Here is a 19,532-nt window from a genome sequence, read left to right as displayed (position 1 = left end):
GCCCCCGCCCCCGCGCCTGAACCCGCACCACGTTGGGGAGCACTACCTCCGGGACCCGCACCACCAGGCCCCGCACCGAGCAGCGCCCCGCACGGGACCCCGCACCCCCGTCCACCCAGGAGGCACCGCACATGCTCGACGAGACCCTCCTCGACGCCCCGGACGACCTGGCCCTGGCCGACCGCCGCGGCCTCCTCCGCGGCGCCGCCGAGGCCGGCGCACGGGTACGGACCGCCGCGCGCCACGCCGCCGAGGCCGGCATCGCGGACCTCCGCCCCGAGGGCCGCCCCCGCGCCGTACTCGTCGCGGGCCCCGGCACCGCGGCCGCCGCCGTCGCGGACCTGATCGGCGCGCTCGCCGGAGCCTCCGCCCCCGTCGTACGCCTCCAGCCGACCGGCGTCGCCCCCGCCGCGGGCGCCCTGCGCTGGGCCCTGCCGGGCTGGGCGGGCTCGGTGGACCTGCTGCTGCTCCCGACCACCGACGGCGCCGAACCGGGCCTCGCCGTCCTCGCCGAGCAGGCCTACCGCCGCGGGATCACGGTCGTGGCCGTCGCCCCGAAGGCCTGCCCGCTCGCCGAGACGGTCAACGGCTCGCACGGCCTCTTCGTCCCGATGGCGACCGCCCCGAACGAGACGCCCGACGAGTACGCCGAGAGCATCGGGGCCAGCCCGGGCGCCCTGTGGGCCCTGTTCACCCCACTGCTCGCGCTCCTGGACCGCGTCGGCCTCATCGAAGCGCCGCCGGAGGCGCTGGAGAAGGTCGCCGACCGGCTGGACCGCACGGCCGAGCGCTGCGGCCCGGCCATCGCCACGTACAGCAACCCGGCGAAGACGCTCGCCGCCGAACTCGCGGACTCGCTCCCGCTGATCTGGACCGAGGGCAACGCCGCGGGCCCGGCCGGCCGCCGTTTCGCCGCCGTCCTCGCCGAACTCGCCGGCCTGCCCGCGCTCGCCGCCGAACTCCCGGAGGCCCTCCCGGCGCACGGGGTCCTCCTCGCGGGCGACTACGCGGCGGGAGCCGACCCCGACGACTTCTTCCGCGACCGCGTGGACGAGCAGCAGGCGCTCCGCGCGCGCGTGGTCCTGCTCCGCGACCGCCCGGCGGAGGGCCTCACCGCCGCCCCGGCCGCCCGCGAACTCGCCCTCGGCCACGAGACCGCCGTCAGCGAACTGGAACCGGAGGAGGGCGGCTACCTGGAGACCCTCGCCGAACTGCTCGCCGTGACCGACTTCGCGGCCGTCTACCTCGCCCTGGCCACCCCGGGCCGCACCCCGCACTAGCCGCACGCGGCGCGCGCACCACCCACCCGGCACCGCCTCTCGCGCCGTCCACCACCCCGTCACCCACGCACCCACCGCCCCGTCACCCACCCGTCACCCGCCCCCTGTCACCTGTCTCCCGACACCCCGCACGATCCGTCACCACCCCGAGGAGCTGGCAGGCACCATGGACCGCCTCGTCAACACCGTCCGCCCCTACGCCTGGGGATCCACGACGGCCATCCCGGAACTGCTCGGAACCGCCCCGACCGGCGAGCCCCAGGCCGAGATGTGGATGGGCGCCCACCCCGGTGCCCCCTCCCGCACCGACCGCGGCTCGCTGAACGAGCTCATCGCCGCCGACCCCGTACGCGAACTGGGGGAGCGGGCCGTCGAGAAGTTCGGACCGCGGCTCCCGTTCCTCCTGAAGCTGCTCGCCGCGGGCGCCCCGCTCTCCCTCCAGGTCCACCCCGACCTGGCCCAGGCCCAGGCCGGGTACGCCGCGGAGGAGGCCGCCGGCATTCCGGTCGACGCCCCGCACCGCACGTACAAGGACGCCAACCACAAGCCCGAGCTGATCTGCGCGCTCACCCCCTTCGACGGGCTGTGCGGCTTCCGCGCCCCCGCCGAGGCCGCCGACCTGATCGCCGCGCTGGGCGTCGACTCCCTCAAGCCGTACGTGGACCTCCTCCACGCCCACCCCGAAGAGGCCGCGCTCCGCGAGGTCCTGACGGCCCTGCTCACCGCCGACCGCGAGCAGATGGCGCACACCGTGGCCGAGGCGCACGCCGCGGCCGACCGTCTCGGCGGCGACCACGCCCCGTTCGCGAGCCTGGCCCACCACTACCCGAGCGACCCCGGCGTGATCGCCGCCATGCTCCTCAACCGCGTCCGGCTCCAGCCCGGAGAGGCCCTCTACCTCGGCGCGGGCGTCCCCCACGCCTATCTCGACGGCCTCGGCGTCGAGATCATGGCCAACTCCGACAACGTGCTGCGCTGCGGCCTCACGCCCAAGCACGTCGACGTCCCCGGACTCCTCCGGGTCATCCGCTTCGAGCCGAACGAACCGGCCGTCCTGCGCCCCGAGGCCTCCCCTTCCGGCGAGGAGGTCTACGAGACCCCGGTCGACGAGTTCCGCCTCTCCCGGTTCGCCCGCGCGGAAGGCGCCGCGCCGACCGACGTCACCGCACCCACGCCCCAGATCCTGCTCGCCGCCGCGGGCCGGCCGAAGGCGGGCGAGGTCACCCTCGGCCCCGGCGAGTCCGTCTTCGTCCCGGCGGGGGAGACCACCGAACTGACCGGAGCGGGCACCGTCTTCCGGGCGACCGTCGTGGCCTGATGCGACAATGACCGGCCGAACCGCGGCGATCGAGCCGGAGCACCGACGAAGGGACCACGTACACCCATGAGCGCGTCAGGCGGAACCAAGGCGATCGTGGCGGCACTCGCCGCCAACCTCGCGATCGCCGTAGCCAAGTTCGTGGCGTTCCTCTTCAGCGGTTCGTCGTCGATGCTCGCCGAGAGCGTCCACTCGCTCGCCGACTCCGGCAACCAGGGCCTGCTGCTCCTCGGCGGCAAGAAGGCCCAGCGCGAGGCCACTCCGCAGCACCCCTTCGGCTACGGCCGCGAGCGGTACATCTACGCCTTCCTCGTCTCGATCGTGCTCTTCTCCGTCGGCGGCATGTTCGCCATCTACGAGGGCTACGAGAAGATCAAGCACCCGCACCCCATCGAGGCCTGGTACTGGCCGGTCGGCGTCCTCGTCTTCGCGATCATCGCCGAGAGCTTCTCCTTCCGCACCGCCATCAAGGAGTCCAACGAGATCCGCGGTGACCTCTCCTGGAAGGACTTCGTCCGCCGCGCCAAGGCACCCGAGCTGCCGGTCGTCCTCCTGGAGGACCTCGGTGCCCTCGTCGGTCTCGTCCTCGCCCTCGGCGGCGTCGGCCTCGCCCTGCTGACCGACAACGGCGTCTGGGACGGCATCGGCACCCTCTGCATCGGCCTCCTGCTCATCCTGATCGCGCTCGTGCTCGCCGCCGAGACCAAGTCGCTGCTCCTCGGCGAGTCCGCCGGCGTCGACCAGGTGAAGAGGATCGAGGCGGCGATCGTCGACGGCGAGACCGTCACGGGCCTCATCCACATGCGCACGCTCCACCTCGGTCCCGAGGAACTCCTCGTCGCCGCCAAGGTCGCCGTCCAGCACGACGACACGGCCACCGAGGTCGCGAACGCCATCAACGCGGCCGAGGAGCGCATCCGCGCCGCCGTCCCGATCGCCCGGGTCATCTACCTGGAGCCCGACATCTACAGCGAGACGGCCGCCTCGGCGGGCCGGAACCCGGCCAAGACCCCGGGCGGCCCCAGCCACTGACCCCCACGGGCCGGCACGCCCCCACCCTCGCAAGGCCCCCGGGACCGCACGGCCCGGGGGCTTCGTGCATGTGTACGACCTACGGGGCGGGGGGCGCCGGAGCCCCCCGCGGGCCCGATGCGGACTGTGGCCCGCCGCACCGATCGGTGTAGATTCGTGACCAGCCAGACGTCGCTGCTGATGGCGGTCGGGCGGTCCGCGGACCGTCCGAGGGAGAGAGGGCCTCCGACGACGGCACCGTGGAAACGCCCGGGCATTCGTATGCCCAGGGGCCGTCGCCGTGGTGCCAGGCACCTCAACCGACCCTCGCACCCGCAGACACGAGGAGCAGCCCAGTCATGACGACTGCCGCCCACCAGGACTTCAAGGTCGCCGACCTCTCCCTGGCCGCCTTCGGCCGCAAGGAGATCACCCTCGCCGAGCACGAGATGCCCGGCCTGATGTCGATCCGCCGCGAGTACGCCGAGCAGCAGCCGCTCGCCGGCGCCCGCGTCACCGGCTCCCTGCACATGACCGTGCAGACCGCCGTCCTCATCGAGACCCTGGTCGCCCTCGGCGCCGAGGTCCGCTGGGCCTCCTGCAACATCTTCTCCACCCAGGACCACGCCGCCGCGGCCATCGCCGTCGGCCCGAACGGCACCCCGGAGAACCCGCAGGGCGTCCCGGTCTTCGCCTGGAAGGGCGAGACCCTGGAGGAGTACTGGTGGTGCACCGAGCAGGCCCTCACCTGGCCGAACACGCCCACCGGCGGCCCGAACATGATCCTCGACGACGGTGGTGACGCCACCCTCCTCGTCCACAAGGGCGTCGAGTTCGAGAAGGCCGGCTCCGCCCCGGACCCGTCCACCGCGGACAGCGAGGAGTACGGCCACATCCTCCGTCTCCTCAACCGCACCCTCGGCGAGAACCCGCAGAAGTGGACCCAGCTGGCGTCCGAGATCCGCGGCGTCACCGAGGAGACCACCACCGGCGTCCACCGCCTGTACGAGATGCAGCAGGCCGGCGACCTCCTCTTCCCGGCGATCAACGTGAACGACGCCGTGACGAAGTCGAAGTTCGACAACAAGTACGGCTGCCGCCACTCCCTCATCGACGGCATCAACCGCGCCACCGACGTCCTCATCGGCGGCAAGACGGCCGTCGTCTGCGGCTACGGCGACGTCGGCAAGGGCTGCGCCGAGTCCCTCCGCGGCCAGGGCGCCCGCGTCATCGTCACCGAGATCGACCCGATCTGCGCGCTCCAGGCGGCGATGGACGGCTACCAGGTCACCACCCTGGACGACGTCGTCGAGACGGCCGACATCTTCATCACCACGACCGGCAACAAGGACATCATCATGGCCGCCGACATGGCCAAGATGAAGCACCAGGCCATCGTCGGCAACATCGGCCACTTCGACAACGAGATCGACATGGCCGGCCTCGCCAAGACCCCGGGCGTCGTCAAGGACGAGGTCAAGCCGCAGGTCCATACCTGGACCTACCCGGACGGCAAGGTCCTCATCGTCCTGTCCGAGGGCCGCCTGCTGAACCTCGGCAACGCGACCGGCCACCCGTCCTTCGTGATGTCGAACTCCTTCGCGGACCAGACCCTGGCCCAGATCGAGCTCTTCACCAAGCCGCAGGAGTACCCGACCGACGTCTACGTGCTGCCGAAGCACCTGGACGAGAAGGTCGCCCGCCTCCACCTGGACGCGCTCGGCGTCAAGCTGACGACCCTCCGCCCGGAGCAGGCCGCCTACATCGGCGTCGAGGTCGAGGGCCCCTTCAAGCCGGACCACTACCGCTACTGATGCCCCGACCGGCGGCGCCCGCGCGCTGACGCGGCGCCGTCCCGGACACCCGTAGAGGACTCAGGCAGGCCCCCCGCACCCCCGTGCCGGGGGGCCTGCCCCGTCCCACCTCCGCTACCGCTCCTGGAAGCGCCCCCTCCCGAGGACCGACCCATGCCCCGCGGCCGTTATTCGCTCCATGACCCGCACGATCACACCCCCCTCGGTGAGGAACACTTCCACTGCGCGCCCGGCCCCTCCGGCTGGCGCTACGTCTCACAGATCACCACCCCCGCCGGCGACCACCGGGGCTCCGTCGACCTGGCCGTCGACGAACTCGGCCGCCCCATCCGTCTCGAACTGCACGCCGCGAGCTGGCAGGTCCGCGGCGCGGCCCTCGACGGCGTCACCTGGGTCCGCACGGACCCCACCGGAACCCACGCCACCGAAGGCAATGTGCGCGCCCACGCCTTCACCGGCACGTCCCCGGCGTTCCTCGTCGCCCTCACGCGACTGCTGCGTCTCACCCCCGATTCCCCCGAGACCCGTGTCAGGCTCCTCGCCTTCACGGACCCGGTGCTCGCCCCTCTCACGGTCGACCAGTCCTGGGCCCTGTTGGGAAGTGAAGCGCACGCCACTGACAACGGCCCTCTGATGGTGGACGAGTACCAGGTCAGCGCCCTGGACACGGGCGAACGCCACACGGTCCACATCGCCGGCGACGTGGTCCTCGCCGCCCCCGGCATCGAACTCGAAGCCCTCGAAACCCCGCCCTCGGTCTTCCCCTGACCGACGCAGCTCAGGCAGGCGGCGCGAACCCGGTGGGCCGCGCCCCGGACTCCACCGCCGGATCGACGGCGGGGGGAGCGACGACCGGGGGAGCGACGCGTCCCGAAGGCGCCACAGCGCCTGGTGAAACAGCACCCGGAGGCACGACACCGGGAGGAACAGCCCCCGGCAGAGCAACCCCCGGAACCCCACCGCCCGGAGGCACCTGCCCCGCCGCCCCCGCCGAGGGGGCGAACGCCCGCCGGGCGTCCCGCGCCTGCCGCTCGGCCACCACCCCCGCCAGATAGGCGTCGGCCGGCACCCCCGCCGGCGGAGGCGTACCGGTCCGCGCCACGAGCTCGTCGGCCAGCCGCTCCGCCAGCCGCCGCCCCACGGCCGGGTCCAGCTCACGCGACCGCGTCAGGTACTGACGTATCTCCAGCCACAGCGCCTCCGGCACCGCCGAGAGATCGATCCCGCCGAAGCGCCCCACCAGCCACGGCGGCGGCGGAGGCACGGCCAGAGCACGCGCCGCGGGTATGCGCTCGCGCACCACCAGCGTCCCCGCGAAGACGTCCCCGAGCCGTCGCCCCCGCTCGGACACGAGCGAAGCGACACAGGCGACGACCCCGAAGGTCATCAGGATCTCCACGACCCCCATCGCCCCCCGCACCAGCGCGTGCCGGAATCGGATCGGCCCCCCGTCGTCCCGCACCACCCGCAGCCCACAGGCCAGCTTCCCCAGCGACCGCCCGTGCGACAGCGTCTCCACCGCGATCGGCGCCCCCACGAGCACCAGCAGGAAGGACGCGATGGACACCGCCGTCACCGCCGCCTCGTCCAGCGAGGCCGTGGCGACCGCGAGCCCGAGCGTGATCAGCAGATACGCGGCCCACACCACGACCAGATCGATGAGCACCGCCAGCGCCCGGCTCGGCAGCCGCGCGGGCTGCAATCCCAGGACGACCGCATCGCCCGTCACCAGCCCACTCACGGCACCCACCCTTCTCCGACCTTCCCGACCCCTCCGCACGTCAGTCTGCCAAGCTGGCCCGCAGCGCGCCGCAGTAGTACGGACCCGTCCCCAGCCAGTGCCTGGAGCAGCAGCCGATCATGGACCTCGACGTCTACGTGACCGCCCACCGCGCCGAGTGGGAACGCCTGGACCACCTCCTGCGCCGGGGCGGCAGGCTCACCGGCGCCGAGGCCGACGAACTGGTCGCGCTGTACCAGCGCACGGCCACCCACCTGTCGATCGTCCAGTCGAGCGCCCCGGACCCGATGCTCACGGCCCGGCTCACCCAGCTCGTGGCCCGCGCCCGCGCCGCCGTCACCGGCACCCGCCGCTCCTCGTGGCGCGACGCCGTCCGCTTCCTCACGGCCGGCTTCCCCGCCGCGGTCTACCGCTCCCGCCACTGGTGGATCCCCACGGCCGTCCTCTCCACCCTGCTCGCGGTCCTCATCGGCTGGTGGATCGGCACGCACCCGGAGGTCCAGGCCTCGATCGGCGCCTCCACCGACCTCCGCGAGATGACCCGCCCCGGTGGCCAGTACGAGACGTACTACTCCAGCCACCCGGCGGCCTCCTTCGCCGCCCAGGTCTGGACGAACAACGCCCAGGCCGCGGCGATGTGCCTGGTCCTGGGCGCGTTCCTGGGCATCCCGGTCCTCTGGATCCTCTTCCTGAACATGCTGAACCTGGGCGTCGGCATCGGCCTGATGTCCTCCGCCGGCCGCCTCGACGTGTTCCTGGGCCTGGTGCTTCCCCACGGCCTGCTCGAACTGACCGCCGTCTTCGTGGCCGCCGGTACGGGCCTCCGCCTCGGCTGGACCGTCATCGACCCGGGCCCCAGGACCCGCCGCGCCGCCCTGGCGGAGCAGGGACGCGCGGCCGTCGGCATGGCGATCGGCCTGGCCCTGGTCCTCTTCGTCTCGGGCCTGATCGAAGGCTTCGTCACCCCCTCGGGCCTCCCCACCTGGGCCCGCATCACCATCGGCGTCGCCGCCGAGCTGGCCTTCCTCACGTACGTCTACGTGCTCGGCGGCCGCGCCGCGCGGGCCGGCGACACCGGCGACCTCGAGGAACCGGACCGCAGCGCCACGCTCCCCACCGCCGCCTGATGTGCGTCGACCCCTCCTGAGCTGTTAGGCTCCTCCGGTGCTCGCGAAACCTGTTGACACGGGGCTCGTGGGGAGGTAGATTCAAACGGTTGCCTAGAACTGGAGAGTTCGGCAGCGACCGGGTAGAGTCTCACTCACTCCGGCAGGGAATTCGATTCCACGGAGTCACCCCGATTCTTATTCGAATCACGAAAGCCACCGATTAGGTCGGCCGAAATGAATCTGATAAAGTCGAAACCGCCGGAAGGGCCCGGAGCGAAAGCGAAAGGGACCGGAAAGCACCGAGGAAATCGGGTCGGAAAGATCTGATAGAGTCGGAAACGAAGGAAGCGCCCGGAGGGCCTGGAAACAGGAACGAAGGAAGCGTCCGCACCTTGAGAACTCAACAGCGTGCTAAAAATCAACGCCAGATTAGTTGATACCCCGTCCATCTTCGGATGGTCGAGGTTCCTTTGAAAAAGTCCACCCCTCGGGGTGGCACACTACAGCGAGGACGCTGTGGACGGTCGGCCATATTCCGGCATGACTGTCCCGCTCAACGCGAGTGTCTCACCGGATTACCGGTAAACATTCACGGAGAGTTTGATCCTGGCTCAGGACGAACGCTGGCGGCGTGCTTAACACATGCAAGTCGAACGATGAAGCCCTTCGGGGTGGATTAGTGGCGAACGGGTGAGTAACACGTGGGCAATCTGCCCTTCACTCTGGGACAAGCCCTGGAAACGGGGTCTAATACCGGATAACACCGGCTCCTGCATGGGGGCTGGTTAAAAGCTCCGGCGGTGAAGGATGAGCCCGCGGCCTATCAGCTTGTTGGTGGGGTAATGGCCTACCAAGGCGACGACGGGTAGCCGGCCTGAGAGGGCGACCGGCCACACTGGGACTGAGACACGGCCCAGACTCCTACGGGAGGCAGCAGTGGGGAATATTGCACAATGGGCGAAAGCCTGATGCAGCGACGCCGCGTGAGGGATGACGGCCTTCGGGTTGTAAACCTCTTTCAGCAGGGAAGAAGCGAAAGTGACGGTACCTGCAGAAGAAGCGCCGGCTAACTACGTGCCAGCAGCCGCGGTAATACGTAGGGCGCAAGCGTTGTCCGGAATTATTGGGCGTAAAGAGCTCGTAGGCGGCTTGTCACGTCGGGTGTGAAAGCCCGGGGCTTAACCCCGGGTCTGCATCCGATACGGGCAGGCTAGAGTGTGGTAGGGGAGATCGGAATTCCTGGTGTAGCGGTGAAATGCGCAGATATCAGGAGGAACACCGGTGGCGAAGGCGGATCTCTGGGCCATTACTGACGCTGAGGAGCGAAAGCGTGGGGAGCGAACAGGATTAGATACCCTGGTAGTCCACGCCGTAAACGTTGGGAACTAGGTGTTGGCGACATTCCACGTCGTCGGTGCCGCAGCTAACGCATTAAGTTCCCCGCCTGGGGAGTACGGCCGCAAGGCTAAAACTCAAAGGAATTGACGGGGGCCCGCACAAGCAGCGGAGCATGTGGCTTAATTCGACGCAACGCGAAGAACCTTACCAAGGCTTGACATATACCGGAAAGCATTAGAGATAGTGCCCCCCTTGTGGTCGGTATACAGGTGGTGCATGGCTGTCGTCAGCTCGTGTCGTGAGATGTTGGGTTAAGTCCCGCAACGAGCGCAACCCTTGTCCTGTGTTGCCAGCATGCCCTTCGGGGTGATGGGGACTCACAGGAGACCGCCGGGGTCAACTCGGAGGAAGGTGGGGACGACGTCAAGTCATCATGCCCCTTATGTCTTGGGCTGCACACGTGCTACAATGGCCGGTACAAAGAGCTGCGATGCCGTGAGGCGGAGCGAATCTCAAAAAGCCGGTCTCAGTTCGGATTGGGGTCTGCAACTCGACCCCATGAAGTCGGAGTTGCTAGTAATCGCAGATCAGCATTGCTGCGGTGAATACGTTCCCGGGCCTTGTACACACCGCCCGTCACGTCACGAAAGTCGGTAACACCCGAAGCCGGTGGCCCAACCCCTTGTGGGAGGGAGCTGTCGAAGGTGGGACTGGCGATTGGGACGAAGTCGTAACAAGGTAGCCGTACCGGAAGGTGCGGCTGGATCACCTCCTTTCTAAGGAGCACAGTACCGATTGCAGGCAAATGTTCTGCACGGTCAGCTCATGGGTGGAACGTTGATTAGTTGGCACGATCGCAAGGTTCACTTCACCAGTACTGCTTCGGCGTGGAACGTGATGATGATCCGAGGGGTCGTGCTTGGCACGTTGTTGGGTGTCTGAGGGTACGGCCGTCAGGTTCGTATCTTCGAGGATGCCGGCCCCAGTGAACTTGATTCTTTGGATCAGGGTGATGGGTGGCTGGTCGTTGTTTGAGAACTACACAGTGGACGCGAGCATCTGTGGCCAAGTTTTTAAGGGCGCACGGTGGATGCCTTGGCACCAGGAACCGATGAAGGACGTGGGAGGCCACGATAGTCCCCGGGGAGCCGTCAACCAGGCTTTGATCCGGGGGTTTCCGAATGGGGAAACCCGGCAGTCGTCATGGGCTGTCACCCATGCCTGAACACATAGGGCATGTGGAGGGAACGAGGGGAAGTGAAACATCTCAGTACCCTCAGGAAGAGAAAACAACCGTGATTCCGGGAGTAGTGGCGAGCGAAACCGGATGAGGCCAAACCGTATGCGTGTGATACCCGGCAGGGGTTGCGCATGCGGGGTTGTGGGATCTCTCTTTCACAGTCTGCCGGCTGTGAGACGAGTCAGAAACCGTTGATGTAGGCGAAGGACATGCGAAAGGTCCGGCGTAGAGGGTAAGACCCCCGTAGCTGAAACATTGACGGCTCGTTTGAGAGACACCCAAGTAGCACGGGGCCCGAGAAATCCCGTGTGAATCTGGCGGGACCACCCGCTAAGCCTAAATATTCCCTGGTGACCGATAGCGGATAGTACCGTGAGGGAATGGTGAAAAGTACCGCGGGAGCGGAGTGAAATAGTACCTGAAACCGTGTGCCTACAAGCCGTGGGAGCGTCGGACGTAGCTTGCTATGTCTCGTGACTGCGTGCCTTTTGAAGAATGAGCCTGCGAGTTTGCGGTGTGTTGCGAGGTTAACCCGTGTGGGGAAGCCGTAGCGAAAGCGAGTCCGAATAGGGCGATTCAGTAGCACGCTCAAGACCCGAAGCGGAGTGATCTAGCCATGGGCAGGTTGAAGCGGAGGTAAGACTTCGTGGAGGACCGAACCCACCAGGGTTGAAAACCTGGGGGATGACCTGTGGTTAGGGGTGAAAGGCCAATCAAACTCCGTGATAGCTGGTTCTCCCCGAAATGCATTTAGGTGCAGCGTCGTGTGTTTCTTGCCGGAGGTAGAGCACTGGATAGGCGATGGGCCCTACCGGGTTACTGACCTTAGCCAAACTCCGAATGCCGGTAAGTGAGAGCACGGCAGTGAGACTGTGGGGGATAAGCTCCATGGTCGAGAGGGAAACAGCCCAGAGCATCGACTAAGGCCCCTAAGCGTACGCTAAGTGGGAAAGGATGTGGAGTCGCAGAGACAACCAGGAGGTTGGCTTAGAAGCAGCCACCCTTGAAAGAGTGCGTAATAGCTCACTGGTCAAGTGATTCCGCGCCGACAATGTAGCGGGGCTCAAGCGTACCGCCGAAGTCGTGTCATTGCAGCATATAGCCCCAACGGGTGCTGTGATGGGTAGGGGAGCGTCGTGTGCCGGGTGAAGCAGCCGCGGAAGCGAGTTGTGGACGGTTCACGAGTGAGAATGCAGGCATGAGTAGCGATACACACGTGAGAAACGTGTGCGCCGATTGACTAAGGGTTCCTGGGTCAAGCTGATCTGCCCAGGGTAAGTCGGGACCTAAGGCGAGGCCGACAGGCGTAGTCGATGGACAACCGGTTGATATTCCGGTACCCGCTTTGAAACGCCCAATATCGAGCCCATTAATGCTAAGGCCGTGAAGCCGCCCCGGAGCCTTCGGGCAAAGGGGAGTGGTGGAGCCGTCGACCCAAGGTGGTAGTAGGTAAGCGATGGGGTGACGCAGGAAGGTAGTCCAGCCCGGGCGGTGGTTGTCCCGGGGTAAGGGTGTAGGGCGTGTGATAGGCAAATCCGTCACACATGAAGCCTGAGACCTGATGCCGAGCCGATTGTGGTGAAGTGGATGATCCTATGCTGTCGAGAAAAGCCTCTAGCGAGTTTCATGGCGGCCCGTACCCTAAACCGACTCAGGTGGTCAGGTAGAGAATACCGAGGCGTTCGGGTGAACTATGGTTAAGGAACTCGGCAAAATGCCCCCGTAACTTCGGGAGAAGGGGGGCCACGTCTGGTGATGGAGTTTTCCTCCTGAGCTGGGGGTGGCCGCAGAGACCAGCGAGAAGCGACTGTTTACTAAAAACACAGGTCCGTGCGAAGCCGTAAGGCGATGTATACGGACTGACGCCTGCCCGGTGCTGGAACGTTAAGGGGACCGGTTAGTCACATTTCGGTGTGGCGAAGCTGAGAACTTAAGCGCCAGTAAACGGCGGTGGTAACTATAACCATCCTAAGGTAGCGAAATTCCTTGTCGGGTAAGTTCCGACCTGCACGAATGGCGTAACGACTTCTCGACTGTCTCAACCATAGGCCCGGTGAAATTGCACTACGAGTAAAGATGCTCGTTTCGCGCAGCAGGACGGAAAGACCCCGGGACCTTTACTACAGTTTGATATTGGTGTTCGGTTCGGCTTGTGTAGGATAGGTGGGAGACTTTGAAGCCGTGACGCCAGTCATGGTGGAGTCGCCGTTGAAATACCACTCTGGTCGTGCTGGATGTCTAACCTCGGTCCGTGATCCGGATCAGGGACAGTGTCTGATGGGTAGTTTAACTGGGGCGGTTGCCTCCCAAAGGGTAACGGAGGCGCCCAAAGGTTCCCTCAGCCTGGTTGGCAATCAGGTGTTGAGTGTAAGTGCACAAGGGAGCTTGACTGTGAGACCGACGGGTCGAGCAGGGACGAAAGTCGGGACTAGTGATCCGGCGGTGGCTTGTGGAAGCGCCGTCGCTCAACGGATAAAAGGTACCCCGGGGATAACAGGCTGATCTTCCCCAAGAGTCCATATCGACGGGATGGTTTGGCACCTCGATGTCGGCTCGTCGCATCCTGGGGCTGGAGTCGGTCCCAAGGGTTGGGCTGTTCGCCCATTAAAGCGGTACGCGAGCTGGGTTTAGAACGTCGTGAGACAGTTCGGTCCCTATCCGCTGCGCGCGCAGGAATATTGAGAAGGGCTGTCCCTAGTACGAGAGGACCGGGACGGACGAACCTCTGGTGTGCCAGTTGTCCTGCCAAGGGCATGGCTGGTTGGCTACGTTCGGGAGGGATAACCGCTGAAAGCATCTAAGCGGGAAGCCTGCTTCGAGATGAGTATTCCCACCTCCTTGAGAGGGTAAGGCTCCCAGTAGACGACTGGGTTGATAGGCCGGATGTGGAAGCCCAGTAATGGGTGGAGCTGACCGGTACTAATAGGCCGAGGGCTTGTCCTCAGTTGCTCGCGTCCACTGTGTTAGTTCTGAAGTAACGAACACGCCCCCCTTTCGGGTGGTGCGGCGGTTCATATCTTCATAGAGTTTCGGTGGTCATAGCGTTAGGGAAACGCCCGGTTACATTCCGAACCCGGAAGCTAAGCCTTTCAGCGCCGATGGTACTGCAGGGGGGACCCTGTGGGAGAGTAGGACACCGCCGAACAATCATTGTGGGAAAGCCCCGCACCTCATGGTGCGGGGCTTTTCTGCGTTTACGGCACGGATCCCCTTTCGGGGGTGCCTTGGTGCCTCGGGCTCAGAGGCGGCCGGCTGCTTTCAGGGCGAGGTAGGCGTCCGCCAGCGCGGGGGCGAGGGTGTCAGGGGTGGCGTCGACGACCGTGACACCGTGGCGCTGGAGCTGGTCCGCGGTGCGGGCGCGCTGGGACTGGGTCTGCGTGGCCGCCGCCGCTTCGTAGACGCCTTCGATCGTGCCTCGGGCCGCAGCCATGCGGGAGACGTGGGGATCGGCCACAGAGGCCACCAGGACCGTGTGGCGCTGGGCGAGCTGAGGGAGGACCGGGAGCAGGCCCTCCTCGATCGGGGCGGCGTCGAGGCTGGTCAGCAGGACGATCAGCGAGCGGCGCGGAGCGCGGGCGAGAGCCGTCGCGGCCAGGCCGCGGGCGTCGGTCTCCACCAGCTCGGGTTCCAGCGGGGCGAGGGCGTTGACCACTGCCGGCAGGACGTCACCGGCGGAGCGGCCCTGGACCTGGGCGCGGAGGCGGCGGTCGTACGCCAGGAGGTCCACGCGGTCGCCGGCGCGGGAGGCGAGCGCGGTGAGGAGGAGAGCCGCGTCCATGGAGGCGTCCAGGCGGGGAACGTCTCCGACACGGCCGGCCGAGGTGCGGCCGGTGTCGAGGACGATCAGGATGTGGCGGTCGCGCTCGGGGCGCCAGGTACGGACGGCGACCGTGGTCTGGCGGGCGGTGGCCCGCCAGTCGATGGAGCGGGTGTCGTCACCGGGGACGTACTCGCGGAGGCTGTCGAACTCCGTGCCCTCGCCGCGGGTGAGCACGCTGGTGCGGCCGTCGAGCTCGCGGAGCCGGGCCAGGCGCGACGGCAGGTGCTTGCGGCTGGTGAACGGCGGCAGGACGCGGACGGTCCAGGGGACCTCGTGGTGGCCCTGGCGGGCCGCGAGGCCGAGGGGGCCGAAGGAACGGACCGTGATCCGTTCGGCCTGGCGGTCGCCGCGACGGGTCGGTCGGAGGCTCGTGGTGAGGCGGCGGCGCTCGCCGGCAGGGACGGTCAGGCGGCGGCGTGAGGAGGCCTGCTCGGTGCCGGGGAGCCAGCTGCTGGGCGGCCAGGCGTCGCGGAGCTGGGCGCGCAGGCGGCGGCGGGACGGGTTCGTGACGGTGAGCTGGACTGCCGCCCCGTCACCGAGTCGAACGGATGTGTCACCACTTCGGGTGAATTGGAGCGTTCGTACTGGCGCCGCCAGGGCGTAGTCGCACAGAATTGCGAGGGAGAGGGGCGCGTTCACCGCGAGCATCCCCGCCCAGCTGGGGGCGAGGATGCCGACGGGGAGTGATCCGAGGGCGGCGAGCAGCGCGGTTCGTCCGGTGAGGGCCATGAGGCGCCGTTCTCAGCGGGGGACGGGGACGTGGGCGAGGATCGAGTTGATGACGGAGTCGGGGGTGACTCCCTCCATCTCGGCCTCGGGCCGCAGGTGGATGCGATGACGCAGGGTGGGGAGAGCGAGGGCCTTCACATCGTCCGGGGTGACGTAGTCCCGGCCGGTGAGCCAGGCCCAGGCGCGGGCGGTGGAGAGCAGGGCGGTGGCGCCTCGGGGGGAGACCCCGAGGGTGAGCGAGGGGGATTCACGCGTGGCACGACAGATATCGACGACATAGCCGGCGATCTCGGCGGAGACCGAGACCTTGGCGACGGCGGCCCGGGCCGCTTCGAGTTCGGCGGGGCCCGCGACGGGGCGGACACCGGCGGCCTTCAGGTCGCGCGGGTCGAAGCCCTCGGCGTGACGGGTGAGGACGTGGATCTCGTCCGCGCGTGAGGGCAGAGGGACCGTCAGCTTGAGGAGGAACCTGTCCAGTTGGGCCTCGGGCAGCGGGTAGGTGCCCTCGTATTCGACGGGGTTCTGGGTCGCGGCGACCAGGAACGGCTCCGGGAGGAGTCGAGGGGTGCCGTCGACCGTGACCTGGCGCTCCTCCATCGCCTCCAGGAGGGAGGACTGGGTCTTCGGGGGCGTGCGGTTGATCTCGTCGGCGAGCAGCAGGTTGGTGAAGACGGGGCCGGGCTGGAACGAGAACTCGGCGGTGCGGGCGTCGTAGACCAGGGATCCCGTGACGTCGCTCGGCATCAGGTCCGGGGTGAACTGGACGCGCTTGGTGTCGAGTTCGAGAGCGGCGGCCAGCGAGCGGACCAGGAGGGTCTTGGCGACTCCGGGGACGCCTTCGAGGAGGACGTGTCCCCGGCAGAGCAGGGCGACGACGAGACCGGTGACGGCGGGGTCCTGGCCGACCACTGCCTTCGCGATCTCGGTGCGCAGGGCCTCCAGGGAGGCGCGGGCGCTGTCCGAGTCCGTGATGGTCTCGGGGGTCGGGGCGCTCATGAGGTGCGTACCTCTCTTTCGAGGGCGTCGAGTTGGTCCGCCAGGCGGATGAGGGTGGCGTCGTCGGCGGGAGCCGGGCCGAAGAGGAGGTCTCGGGGTTCCGCGGTGGTCTCGGGGAGACGGGCGGAGAGTGCGGGGAGGAGTCGGTCGGGGGAGTGGGCGTCCTGGACGGGGACGCCCAGCAGAGGGGCGAGCCGGGTACGGGTCGCGGTGCGCAGGACGGAGGCGGCGCGGTCGCGGGCGTTGGCCTTGCGGTAGAGGCGGGCGCGGCCCTCGGTGGCTTCGGAGGCGCGGAGGGCGACGGGCAGGCGCTCGGTGACCAGGGGGCCGAGGCGGCGGCCGCGCCAGAAGGCGGCGAGCAGGGCCGCGAGGGCGAGTTGGAGGGTGCCCCACAGCCAGCCCGAGGGGATGAGGGAGAGGAAATTGCCCGTGGTGTCGTCGGCGGGGGTGTCGGCGGTGGCCGAGGAATCGGAGAGGGAGGGGAGGTACCAGACGAGATGGGGCCGGGAGCCGAGGAGTTGCAGGGCCAGCGAGGCGTTGCCCCGTTGGTCGAGGCGGGAGTTGTAGAGGATGTCGGGCGAGCCGAGGAGGACGGTGTCGCCGGTGCCGGTGCCGGTGCCTGTGCCTTGGAGGACGAGCAGGGTCGGCAGGCCGTCGGAGGGGTAGCAGGCGGCGGCGTTGGTGCCGGGGGAGGGCTCGTAGCGTTCGCCGCCGAGGTCGACGCTGCCGGCGCGGGTCGCGGTCTCCATGGTGCAGGCGGGGGCGCGTTCCCTCACCGGGACGCTCAGGGCGCTGGTGACGCCCGGGGCCAGAGTGCGGAGGGAGGAGCGGCCGGCGCCGACGAGGACGGTGCGGCCGGTGGAATCCGTCATGGCCGAGCGGAGAGTCGACTGCTGAGTGTTCGTCAGCAGATCGGGGGTGGTGACCAGGAGGGTGGTTCCGGTGTCCGTGGCCGCGGTGACCTCGGCGAGGGTGCCGGCCAGGGTGACGGTGACGCCGCGGGCCTTGAGCAGTTCGGCGACGGCGCGGCTGCCGTGGGGGTCGGCGGAGCGCGGGTCCAGGGCTCCGTGGGCGTCGGAGGACTGGAGCGTCGCGAGGGCGAGGCCGCCGGTCAGGATCAGGGCGACGACGAGCGCCGCGCCGCGGACGCGGGTCCAGACCTGGCGGGCGGTGGGGGCGGTCGAGGTGGTGCCGGTGGCCGGGCGGCTCATGCGGGCGTTCCCGTGGAGGCGGTGTCGAGGGTGGGGCGGGTCCGCTCCAGGGCGGTGTCCAGGTCCTCGACGCGGCGGTACGACGGTTCGTCGGCGGTGCGGCCGCCGTACGTGACGTCGTCGAAGGTGCGGGCCGCGAGGCGCAGGTCGTCCGCGTGGGAGGGAAGGGAACGGCCGGCTTCGGCGGCCGCCTCGTCGGCGGTGCGGCCGGGGCGGGGTTCGAGGAGCGTGCGTTCTTCGAGGGAGCGGACGATGGCCCGCATCCGTTCCTGGACGGCCTCGTTCCAGCGTCCGGCGGAGGCGTGGCGTGCGGCGGCCGTCCGGTGGTCCCGGGCGGTGCGTGGGCCGTCCGCGAAGAGTGAGTCGCCGGTGGTTCCGGGGGCCCGGTACGGGGTGCCGAGGCGCCACCAGAGGGCGGCGACCAGGGCGGCCACGGCCAGGACGATCACGACGAGGCCGAGGACGCCGCCCGGAGTGGCACCGGAAGCGGCGCCGAAGAGGTCGTCGAGCCACTCCCAGAAGCGGTCGAGGCCGCGCTGGAGGAGGTTCGGATCGTTCTCGTGGTACCTCGGGTCGGACAGCTCCCGCTCCGCCGCCTCGCGGGCGGGGACGCGGGAGATGTCCACCGGTACGTCGCCGTCGGCGCGCAGCCGTGTCAGTGCCGCGGCCGCCCCCCCCGTGACCGTCACCGCATCAGCCCCCGACGGTGTGGGTGCCCGGCGTCGGGTCGTAGCCGGGGAGGCCTGCGGCCCGGGCCAGTTCGAGGTCCAGGGCTTCGCGGCGGATGCGCTGGTCCACGTAGAGGAGGACGGTCACACCGGCCGAGATCGGGTACGTGATCGCGCTGGTGATCACGCCGCCGATGCCCGTGACGATCAGGAACGGCCAGCCGAAGGTGGTGGAGTTGCCGGAGAGCAGGCCGGGGAGGTCGTGGCCGTCGGCGACGATGCCGACGGCGAGGAACGGGATCGAGACGATCATGGTGAAGAGGAAGATCAGCAGCTGGGCGAGCAGCGTGATGCCGAAGATTCGCCACCACGCGCCCTGCACCAGCTTCGCCGAGCGCTTCAGCGCCTGGACGACCCCGCGGCGCTCCAGCATCAGGGCGGGGGAGGAGAGGCTGAAGCGGATCGTCAGCCAGACGACCGCCACCATGGCGCCGAGACCGCCGAGGAAGGTCAGGGCCACTCCCGCGGCGCCGCCGATCAGGAGCCCGGGGAGCAGGCCGACGCTCACGACGACGACGGTCATCACCGCGAGCAACAGCGTCAGGCCGAGCAGCTGGAGCAGCCGCGGGCGGGCCTCCCGCCAGGCGGAGCCCAGCGAGACCGGGCGGCCGAGGACCGCGCGGCTGATGACGACGGTCAGCAGGGCGGCGCTCACGAGCGACGCCATCATCGTGACGAGGAGGGCCGGGCCCAGGCCGATCAGGGACGACTGCACCGAGTCGAGGGACTGCTCGATCTGCTCGGCGGGCGTGGCGTCCGGGTTGATCTCCGGGGCCGCCGGCACGAGGTACCGCTGGGCCAGGATGTTGGCGATCTCGGAGATCACCGCGACCGTGACCGTGATCGCGAGGACCGTGCGCCAGTAGGTGCGGAGGATCTTCGTCGCGCCGTCGAGGATCTCGCCCGTGCCCAGCGGGCGCAGCGGGACGACGCCGGGCTTCGCGGCCGGAGGCCTGCCCCAGTTGACGTTCGGGGGCGGGGTGCCCCAGTTCGGGCCCGGTGCGGGCGGCGGGGTCCGGTCGGTCGGCGGCGACCACTGGCCGGCGGGCGGCTGCTCCTTGGACCACTGGGCGGCGGAGCCGTCCGCGTCGGCCGGGGTGGAGGGCCCGGAGACCCCCGAGCCGTCCTGGCCGTCGGAGGGGGCGGATCCGGGCGAGGTCCAGCCCGGAGTGTCGTTCACGGTCGTCCACCTCGGAG

At 68.6% G+C, this 19,532-nt stretch carries 12 protein-coding genes and 3 rRNA genes; 9 read left to right on the top strand and 6 right to left on the bottom strand.

What is annotated here, in order from left to right:
* Positions 1–131 precede the first annotated feature (131 nt).
* From ACN9M0_RS13590 to ACN9M0_RS13570, 5 genes are all read left to right on the top strand, one after another.
* Positions 132–1,280 (top strand): SIS domain-containing protein, encoded by a 1,149-nt coding sequence (locus tag ACN9M0_RS13590; protein ID WP_366042345.1) that lies wholly within the window; start codon positions 132–134, stop codon positions 1,278–1,280.
* 166 nt (positions 1,281–1,446) lie between these two features.
* On the top strand, positions 1,447–2,598 hold the full coding sequence (gene manA / locus ACN9M0_RS13585; RefSeq protein ID WP_366042346.1) for a mannose-6-phosphate isomerase, class I: 1,152 nt from the start codon (positions 1,447–1,449) through the stop codon (positions 2,596–2,598).
* A 66-nt stretch (positions 2,599–2,664) separates the two neighbouring features.
* Complete coding sequence (locus ACN9M0_RS13580) at positions 2,665–3,630, top strand: cation diffusion facilitator family transporter (protein ID WP_366042347.1); 966 nt, start codon at positions 2,665–2,667, stop codon at positions 3,628–3,630.
* Between the two features lie 338 nt (positions 3,631–3,968).
* Positions 3,969–5,423 carry an adenosylhomocysteinase gene (gene ahcY / locus ACN9M0_RS13575; RefSeq protein ID WP_366042348.1) on the top strand — a complete coding sequence of 485 codons (1,455 nt, stop codon included), beginning with the start codon at positions 3,969–3,971 and terminating at the stop codon, positions 5,421–5,423.
* Between the two features lie 153 nt (positions 5,424–5,576).
* Positions 5,577–6,191: a hypothetical protein gene (locus ACN9M0_RS13570; protein ID WP_399702012.1), complete on the top strand. Its 615-nt coding sequence runs from the start codon at positions 5,577–5,579 to the stop codon at positions 6,189–6,191.
* Between the two features lie 10 nt (positions 6,192–6,201).
* On the opposite strand, the gene ACN9M0_RS13565 is transcribed toward ACN9M0_RS13570, so the two are convergent.
* Positions 6,202–7,164, bottom strand: coding sequence for an RDD family protein (locus tag ACN9M0_RS13565; RefSeq protein WP_426403660.1), 963 nt, complete (start codon positions 7,162–7,164; stop codon positions 6,202–6,204).
* A gap of 119 nt (positions 7,165–7,283) precedes the next feature.
* Between ACN9M0_RS13565 and ACN9M0_RS13560 the strand changes: the two genes are divergently transcribed.
* The 4 genes from ACN9M0_RS13560 (at position 7,284) to rrf (ending at position 13,996) form a co-directional block, all read left to right on the top strand.
* Positions 7,284–8,291, top strand: a complete 1,008-nt coding sequence (locus tag ACN9M0_RS13560) for a stage II sporulation protein M (protein WP_366042351.1) — start codon at positions 7,284–7,286, stop codon at positions 8,289–8,291.
* Positions 8,292–8,861: 570 nt separating this feature from the next.
* Positions 8,862–10,387 (top strand): 16S ribosomal RNA (locus ACN9M0_RS13555).
* 287 nt (positions 10,388–10,674) lie between these two features.
* Positions 10,675–13,794, top strand: a 23S ribosomal RNA gene (locus tag ACN9M0_RS13550).
* Positions 13,795–13,879: 85 nt separating this feature from the next.
* A 5S ribosomal RNA gene (gene rrf / locus ACN9M0_RS13545) occupies positions 13,880–13,996 on the top strand.
* Together the 16S, 23S and 5S rRNA genes form the textbook arrangement of a ribosomal RNA operon.
* Before the next feature lie 93 nt (positions 13,997–14,089).
* On the opposite strand, the gene ACN9M0_RS13540 is transcribed toward rrf, so the two are convergent.
* Genes ACN9M0_RS13540 through ACN9M0_RS13520 form a run of 5 tightly spaced genes read right to left on the bottom strand, consistent with a single transcriptional unit; the run spans position 14,090 to position 19,515 of the window.
* Positions 14,090–15,400 (bottom strand): DUF58 domain-containing protein, encoded by a 1,311-nt coding sequence (locus ACN9M0_RS13540; protein ID WP_426403659.1) that lies wholly within the window; start codon positions 15,398–15,400, stop codon positions 14,090–14,092.
* Positions 15,401–15,412: 12 nt separating this feature from the next.
* The gene (locus tag ACN9M0_RS13535; protein WP_426403658.1) at positions 15,413–16,396 is read right to left on the bottom strand and encodes an AAA family ATPase; all 984 of its coding nucleotides are present in this window, start codon (positions 16,394–16,396) and stop codon (positions 15,413–15,415) included.
* Positions 16,393–17,607, bottom strand: coding sequence for a DUF4350 domain-containing protein (locus ACN9M0_RS13530; protein WP_426403657.1), 1,215 nt, complete (start codon positions 17,605–17,607; stop codon positions 16,393–16,395). The genes ACN9M0_RS13535 and ACN9M0_RS13530 overlap by 4 nt, the downstream gene beginning before the upstream one ends.
* Positions 17,604–18,296, bottom strand: a complete 693-nt coding sequence (locus ACN9M0_RS13525; RefSeq protein ID WP_399699268.1) for a DUF4129 domain-containing protein — start codon at positions 18,294–18,296, stop codon at positions 17,604–17,606. The genes ACN9M0_RS13530 and ACN9M0_RS13525 overlap by 4 nt, the downstream gene beginning before the upstream one ends.
* 4 nt (positions 18,297–18,300) lie before the next feature.
* Positions 18,301–19,515 (bottom strand): DUF7544 domain-containing protein, encoded by a 1,215-nt coding sequence (locus ACN9M0_RS13520; protein WP_366036586.1) that lies wholly within the window; start codon positions 19,513–19,515, stop codon positions 18,301–18,303.
* Between the last annotated feature and the right edge of the window lie 17 nt (positions 19,516–19,532).

It is taken from the genome of Streptomyces sp. R-07 (genome assembly GCF_049913175.1).
Taxonomy (GTDB): Bacteria; Actinomycetota; Actinomycetes; order Streptomycetales; family Streptomycetaceae; genus Streptomyces.
This window is presented reverse-complemented; position numbering and strand designations above follow the sequence as displayed.

Bases quoted from the DNA above. Each gene is read 5' to 3' on its own strand.
- ACN9M0_RS13590 (WP_366042345.1), top strand. From the start codon at position 132: ATGCTCGACGAGACCCTCCTCGACGCCCCGGACGACCTGGCCCTGGCC.
- manA (WP_366042346.1), top strand. From the start codon at position 1,447: ATGGACCGCCTCGTCAACACCGTCCGCCCCTACGCCTGGGGATCCACG.
- ACN9M0_RS13580 (WP_366042347.1), top strand. From the start codon at position 2,665: ATGAGCGCGTCAGGCGGAACCAAGGCGATCGTGGCGGCACTCGCCGCC.
- ahcY (WP_366042348.1), top strand. From the start codon at position 3,969: ATGACGACTGCCGCCCACCAGGACTTCAAGGTCGCCGACCTCTCCCTG.
- ACN9M0_RS13570 (WP_399702012.1), top strand. From the start codon at position 5,577: ATGCCCCGCGGCCGTTATTCGCTCCATGACCCGCACGATCACACCCCC.
- ACN9M0_RS13560 (WP_366042351.1), top strand. From the start codon at position 7,284: ATGGACCTCGACGTCTACGTGACCGCCCACCGCGCCGAGTGGGAACGC.
- ACN9M0_RS13540 (WP_426403659.1), bottom strand. From the start codon at position 15,400: ATGGCCCTCACCGGACGAACCGCGCTGCTCGCCGCCCTCGGATCACTC.
- ACN9M0_RS13535 (WP_426403658.1), bottom strand. From the start codon at position 16,396: ATGAGCGCCCCGACCCCCGAGACCATCACGGACTCGGACAGCGCCCGC.
- ACN9M0_RS13530 (WP_426403657.1), bottom strand. From the start codon at position 17,607: ATGAGCCGCCCGGCCACCGGCACCACCTCGACCGCCCCCACCGCCCGC.